Source organism: Massilia sp. CT11-108, from assembly GCF_047302915.1.
Taxonomy (GTDB): domain Bacteria; phylum Pseudomonadota; class Gammaproteobacteria; order Burkholderiales; family Burkholderiaceae_D; genus Telluria; species Telluria orientalis.
The window spans coordinates 1-6,619 of sequence record NZ_JBKYMO010000325.1 but is presented as its reverse complement, the minus strand read 5'-3'; the positions used below and the strand labels follow the sequence as shown (position 1 = coordinate 6,619).

General features: G+C 65.8%; 5 protein-coding genes. 2 read left to right on the top strand and 3 right to left on the bottom strand.

The window, feature by feature from the left end:
* Positions 1 to 64: 64 nt before the first annotated feature.
* Complete coding sequence (locus tag ACEN88_RS21745) at positions 65 to 1,345, bottom strand: family 1 glycosylhydrolase (protein ID WP_413342942.1); 1,281 nt, start codon at positions 1,343 to 1,345, stop codon at positions 65 to 67.
* A 301-nt stretch (positions 1,346 to 1,646) separates the two neighbouring features.
* On the opposite strand from ACEN88_RS21745, the gene trpS reads away from it, so the two are divergent.
* Positions 1,647 to 2,669, top strand: a complete 1,023-nt coding sequence (trpS, locus tag ACEN88_RS21740; protein ID WP_036238519.1) for a tryptophan--tRNA ligase — start codon at positions 1,647 to 1,649, stop codon at positions 2,667 to 2,669.
* Positions 2,670 to 2,794: 125 nt separating this feature from the next.
* Entirely contained in the window at positions 2,795 to 3,844 is a 1,050-nt protein-coding gene (locus tag ACEN88_RS21735) for a serine endopeptidase (protein ID WP_413342940.1), read from the top strand.
* Positions 3,845 to 3,853: 9 nt separating this feature from the next.
* On the opposite strand, the gene ACEN88_RS21730 is transcribed toward ACEN88_RS21735, so the two are convergent.
* Together ACEN88_RS21730 and ACEN88_RS21725 are read right to left on the bottom strand one after the other, a co-directional pair.
* Complete coding sequence (locus tag ACEN88_RS21730; protein ID WP_413342938.1) at positions 3,854 to 6,043, bottom strand: glycoside hydrolase family 9 protein; 2,190 nt, start codon at positions 6,041 to 6,043, stop codon at positions 3,854 to 3,856.
* Between the two features lie 242 nt (positions 6,044 to 6,285).
* Positions 6,286 to 6,619, bottom strand: a 334-nt coding sequence (locus ACEN88_RS21725) for a DUF3597 domain-containing protein (protein WP_413342936.1), incomplete at its 5' end; no start/stop codon positions are given.

Here is a 6,619-nt window from a genome sequence, read left to right as displayed (position 1 = left end):
TTGACAGCGACGCGTCAACCTGCAACCATGCCATCCATGAATTTTTCGTATCCACATCCTGTTCTCACCACCAGCCCTGGCCGCGCAGCACCGGGTGCGACAGCGGCGCGTCGGCCGACAGTTCCCGCATCATGCGCGCGACGGCCGTCGGACGCGGTTCCGGCGCGCGCACGTCGAACGGGCCCGGTTCGTAATAACCGTTGTTGCAGGTGACGAGGCTGTTCCAGTCGAACGAGCCCAGCAGCGACCAGACGGTGACGGCGCGCAGGTCGACGCCGTTCGCGCGCACTTCCTTGCCCGCTTCCCAGATCTCCAGCAGCCAGCGCAACTGGTCTTCGCGGTTGGCGTCGATGTGGGCCTCGGTGACGGCGAGCGGGATGTGGTACCGGTCCCAGATCTCGTGCAGCAGCGGGGCGATGCCGGCCGTGGGCGTCGCGAGCGCGCGCGAGGCCTCGATGTCGGCGCACGGGATGCCGTCGGCCACGCCGCGGTGGTGCGCCGGATAGCGGTCCGGACGGTGGTCGAGCCAGCGCTCGCTCGTCACATAGTAATTGACGCCGATGACGTCCGGCGGGCACGGGTTGTCGCGGAACCACAGGAATTCCTCGGCCGGAATACCGGTCTTCGTCAGATACGACCACAGGGCGTGCTCGGGACCGACCATGCCGCACAGCAGGTCCCACGCGAGCCAGCGGCGCTCGTTGTAGAACTCGGCGACTTTGGCCATCTCGGGCGTGCTGTAGGTCTTGCCGAGATCGTCCGTCTGCACCAGTTTCGCGTCCGGATTCACGGCGCGGATGGCGCGCATCGCCAGCACCACGGCGCGGCACTGGTTCAGCAGGGCCTGCACGAACGTGCGGTCGTCGCGGCCGTGGGGATACCACACGCCGTACAGCCCGGCGAAGCGGGCCGTCGTGCACGGTTCGTTGACGGGGGTGTAGTACTCGATCCACGGATAGCGCGCGGCCACGGCGCCGGCGTATTCCGCCAGCTGTTCCGCGAACGCGGGGTCGACGAGGCTCGTGTGACGGGGGCCGCTGCCGTGGTGGATCAGGCCCGCGATGGGCGTGACGCCGTGGGCGCGGAGCGCGTTCAGGCGTTCGTCGGGCCAGGTCCAGTCGGCGGCATGGATGCCTTCCGGCGCCGTGCGTTCCCACAGCACGGGGTAGCGGATGGCGCGGATGCCGAGGGAAGCGAAACGGGCGATGTCGTCGGCCCGGGAGGCGTGGCCGTTACGGTCGAGCTGGTGGAAGTAGTCGTCGCGGACGCGGTTGACGGTGCATTCGAGGCCGCCCCACAGTTCGAGAGGGCGGGCGTGGCTGTTCGTGCTCTTCGTAGAATCCATAAATCACCAATCTTGTTAGTTTTATTGCAACAAAAAATCCGGCATGGCCCCGAACTGGCAAAAAAGTCGGGGAAGCGTTTTGGCTTTCGAGTGGTGGCGGTTGACAGCGACGCGTCAACCTGCAACCATGCCATCCATGAATTTTTCGTATCCACATCCTGTTCTCACCTGGTGGCGCCGCTGATTGCGCGCGGCCAGTGAATTGGATAGGTATTCCGAAACGCCGCCTCGATTCCAAGGTGGCGTTTTTGTTGGCGCAGCAGGATCGAGGCAGGGCGGTCAATCACCCAAGGAAAACTCGATGAGTCTGCAAACCCCTACCGCTACCACGCCCATCATCCTCACCGGCGACCGTCCCACCGGGCCGCTGCACCTCGGCCACTTCGTCGGCAGCCTGCGCAATCGCGTCACTTACCAGGACCAATATCGCCAGTTCATCATGCTCGCGGACGCCCAGGCGCTCACGGACAATATGGATGATATCGGTAAGGTACACCGGAACGTGATCGAGGTGGCGCTCGATTACCTTGCCGTAGGGATCGACCCCGCCAAATCGACCATCCTGATCCAGTCGCAGATCCCGGAACTGGCCGAGCTGACGTTTTATTACCTGAACCTCGTGACCGTCGCGCGCCTCGAGCGCAACCCGACCGTCAAGCAGGAAATCATCCTGCGCGGCTTCGAGCGCGACATCCCGGCCGGCTTCCTCACCTACCCGGCCAGCCAGGCCGCCGACATCAGCGCGTTCAAGGCGACCATCGTGCCGGTCGGCGAGGACCAGATCCCGATGATCGAGCAGTGCAACGAGATCGTGCGCAAGTTCAACCGCAACGCCGGCCGCGACATCCTCGTCGAGTGCAAGGCGATCGTGCCGGAAGTCGGCCGCCTGCCGGGCATCGACGGCAAGGCCAAGATGAGCAAGTCGCTGGGCAATACAATCAACCTGGGCGCGTCCGCCGACGAGATCCGTGCCGCCGTCAAGATGGTCTACACGGACCCGCTGCACCTGAAGGTATCCGACCCGGGCCACCTGGAAGGCAACGTCGCGTTCCTGTACCTGGACGCGTTCGACACGGACAAGGAAGGCCTGGCCGAGATGAAGGCGCATTACGTGCGCGGCGGCCTGGGCGATTCCGTCGTCAAGAAGCGCCTGGAAGGCATCCTGCAGGACATGCTGGCGCCGATCCGCGCCCGCCGCGAGGAACTGGCCAAGGACAAGGGCCAGGTCATGCAAATCCTCAAGGAAGGCACGATGAAGGCGCGCGAAGTGGCGGCGCGTACGACGGACGAGGTGCGCAAGGCGCTTGGTCTGTCCTACTTCTAAACCGCAGCGGGTAGCGGAAAACGCGCTTTGAGGTAGCGCAAGGTGATCGCCTTGCGCTTTCTTGTGGTCCGGTTCGTGTATCGATGGCAAGCTGCGGCTTTCGCCACCGATGAAGGAGCCGCACCATGAGCAAAGGATTGCGTTGGACCGAACAATGGATGCGCCGGGCGCTGTGGCTCGTCGCGTTCGTCTTCGCCGGATTCCTGATCGGGCTCGGCAACCAGGTCGTCGACAACGTGATGTACCTGGAGCCCGTGCCCCCAGCCGAACAATTTCTCGATCCCGCAAAGGCGGGCCCGCTGCGGGCCGCGGCCGAGCAGGCGCAGCAGACGCGCGAAGCGGCGGACGCGGCGCTGGAGCAGGCCCAGCAGAAACACCGCGTGGCGCAGGCCAACACGACAAGCGCGCGCGACGCCTTCGAGAACTGGATCGCGACGCGCCACGTGACGGCGCGCCCCGACCAGGACACGGAACTGATCGCGCGCAACCGGGAACTCGATAAACTCGTGGCAGCGGAACGCGCCGCGCTCGCCGCAGTCGAAGCCCAGGAACAGGTCGAACTCGACGCCAAACAGGCCCAGCAGAAGGCCGCGGCGGCCTACGAGGCGCTTCTGGAACCGGCACGCGAGGCCGCGAACGAGGCCGCGGCCAGGGCCGCGCGCAAGGTCTTCCTGATCCGCCTCGGCGTGACCCTGCCGCTGCTGCTGGTCGCGGGCGCGCTGTTCAAATACAAGCGCAACGGCACGTACTGGCCGTTCACGTGGGGTTTCATCTTCTTCGCGCTGTTCGCGTTCTTCGTCGAGCTGGTGCCTTACTTGCCCAGCTACGGCGGCTACGTGCGCTACGGCGTGGGCATCGTGGTGACGGTCGTCGTGGGCCGCTACGCGATCCGCTGGCTGCACGCGTGGCTGGAACGCCAGCGGGCCGCGGAGGCCATGCCCGATGCCGAGCGCCGCACGACGATGCGCTACGATGTGGCGATGGAACGCATCGCCAAGAGCGTGTGCCCGTCGTGCGAGCGTGCGACGAATTTCAAGGACGAACACCTGGCCCATTGCCCGCACTGCGGCATCGGCCTGTTCGACCGCTGCCCGGCGTGCACGACGCGCAAGAATGCTTTCACGCGCTACTGCTTTTCGTGCGGCACGCCGGCCAACGTCAGCCTTGCGGACTGAGCGGGGAGCTTACTTCACGAAGCGGGCCAGCAGGCGGATGTACGCCGTCTGGTAGCCGTTCGACGGCTCGCTGACCGACCACGAGTTCAGCGGCCAGCCGTCGTTGAAGTCGAGATAGGTCTTCTGCGACGGTTGGCCATACGGCGGCGACGGCGGGGCCGAGCCGCACTGCGCCGACACGTTCGGGCAGTTGCTGTCCCAGTTGTACTGCGTGCCCGCCGGACCGCCAGCCAGGTAGCCCGGTGCCGGGCCGTACGGCGACTGCTTGGCGTCGTTCCACGGCGTGCCCTGGGTGAACCACGTATGCCACAGACGGTTGACGGAATTCTCCGCGCCGAAGCTGACCATGTTCGACAGGTAGACTTTGCCCAGCGGGTTCACGCCATGCAGGTAGTGCACGTAGTCGGCCGCGGCATTGGCATCCTGCTCGGCCGTGTGGCGGCTGATGCCGTAATAGCTTTCTTCCGCGAACAGCGAGCCGGCGTTCGCCTTGACCGCGTTGCTGGCCCACGTGTAAGAGCCGATGAAGGCGCGGTATGGGTCCGTCTGCGCATCGACCTTGCCCCAGCCGTCGTAGTCCGCGCGGCCCCACAGGTCGAGGAATTGCGTACGGATCGCGGTGGCCACGGTGGACGTCGCGTTCGGGAGCGACGCGTAGTACAGCAGGTTGCGGGCGTCGCCGGCGCTGAAGCCCGACAGGTTCCAGCTCTTGAACATCGCCGCATCGGTGTAGTTCGCGTCGACGTAGCTCTTGTACGTGGCATCGCCGGTGGCGGCGAACAGCCGGACGGCAGCCATCAGCTTCAGCGACTTGCGTCCGTTGTCGTCGGTCTCCTGCTGGCCGACGGCGAGGCCCTGGGTGCCGCGGTTCGCATCGTTGTTGTAGAACAGGACGTTCGGGTTGGCCTGCGCCCAGTTCCACGCGTTTTTCGCACGCGTCAGCAGGTCGGCCGCATACGTGTTCAGCGACGCGTTGTTCAGGCTGCCCAGCACCTTGGCGCCTTCCGCGAACGCGGCGGCCGCCGCCAGCGTGGCCGTCGTGCTGGCGTCGCCGTAGTAGCTGGGGCCGGTGGACGAGGACGGCGGGCTCGCACCCACGACGCCGACGACGGACAGCACGGAGCCGTCGCTGTTCTGCATGCGCTTCAGCCAGTCCAGGCCCCACTTCGCTTCGTCGAGGATGTCCGGGATGCCGTTCCACGATTCCGGGAGATTGAAATCGTCGGTGAACACGGTGGGATTCTGGACATAGGCGTCCATCAGTTCGCCCGCGTAGCCGGCCGCCCAGCTCGTGTACTTGTTGTAATCGCCCGCGTCGGCCCAGCCGCCGCGCAGGTCGCGCGCCGTGGCGGCGTTGCCGGAATCGAGGAAGCGCCGTGCCTGCGAATCCTGGCCCGGCCCGAGGTTGCTGGCGCCGTCGGCCCAGTTCAGGCCGGCATTGTTCGCGGTGCGGGCCTGGCCCAGGCGCTGGTAGTAGAACATGCGCACGGCCTGGACCAGCACGTTGCGGTAGACGTTGTCGCCGATCTCGAAGCGGGCCGAGCGCTGGCCGCCGGCATCGACGATTTCATACGTGCCCGGCGTCGTGATGTTGCTGAAGTCGAAGTGCCAGACCTGGTCGCCCGACGACGGATCGGTGGCGCGCGTGTTCCACTCCGTGGGCCACCACGTGTACACGGTCGCGCCCGTGGCTGAGTTCACCACGCTGACCTGCTGCGGCCAGAACTGGGGGCTGTTCGCGTCGTAGCCGGCGCGGGGCATGCGCAGCACCGCCACCTTGCGCGCGTTGGTCAGGTAGCCGAACTGGTCGACCATGATGTACTTGCCGGCATTGGCCGCCTGCGCCGGCCACACCGTGAAGTTGTACTGCTGGGTCGACTTGGCGCCGCAGCTGTTCGTGTACGTGGCCGTGGCCGTGCAGGTGGTGGCGCTGGTGCCGGTATTGGTGAGCTTGATGGTCTGTTCGCGCGCCGCCCCCGATGTGCCGCAACCACTCCACGCCCACGTGCCGCCCGATGCCGGTTGCGGCCCGAGGACGACGGTCGAGCCGGTGTTCAGGGCGAGCGACGACGTCACTGCCCATGACGTCGTGCCATTGATGTTGACGTACGGGGTGGTGGTACTGGGTTGGCACGTTTGTGCCCACGCGGGTGCGCTCAATGCTGCCAGTGTCAGCAGTACGCTTTTTTTGATCTCCATCGTTTTTCTCTTTGTCGTGTGCAGGCCGGGCTCGTCGCGCCAGTCCCGTTCAGGCGTGGGCAGGCCGGGCTTCAACGGCCGGCCGTCGTTGAAGCCGCTGAAAGCAGCGGATGATGCGTCATCGGGGATGTATGGTTGAGTTGATTATGCGAGGGACATGGCGTCGCTGCCAGACCGAAAACCGTCAACTCGAGGTATGAAATTCGCCGACGGCATGGACGCCGCCGGCGGGAGGGAGGAGGTTAGTCCTTGAGGTCGGCCGGCACCTTGCCGCCATTTGCCGCCAGCTTGTTCATGACCTGGCGGTGCAGCCAGATGTTCATGCTGGCCGAGTCGCCGGTATCGCCCGAATAGTTCAGCTCGGCGGCCAGTTCCTTGCGTGCCTGCAGGCTGGAATCGAGGCCCAGCAGCTTCAGCAGGTCGACGATCGATGTGCGCCAGTTCAGCTGTTGGCCGGATTGCTGCTGCATGTTGTTCAGGACAGCTTCCACGTCGACCTGCTGCATCGGTGCCGCCGCCGGCGCGCTTGCCGCGGGCGCGGCCTGCGGTTGTTGCGCGGGCTGCTGTGCCGATGCA

Coding starts and splice junctions, on each gene's coding strand:
- ACEN88_RS21745 (WP_413342942.1), bottom strand. CDS start 1,345: ATGGATTCTACGAAGAGCACGAACAGCCACGCCCGCCCTCTCGAACTG.
- trpS (WP_036238519.1), top strand. CDS start 1,647: ATGAGTCTGCAAACCCCTACCGCTACCACGCCCATCATCCTCACCGGC.
- ACEN88_RS21735 (WP_413342940.1), top strand. CDS start 2,795: ATGAGCAAAGGATTGCGTTGGACCGAACAATGGATGCGCCGGGCGCTG.
- ACEN88_RS21730 (WP_413342938.1), bottom strand. CDS start 6,043: ATGGAGATCAAAAAAAGCGTACTGCTGACACTGGCAGCATTGAGCGCA.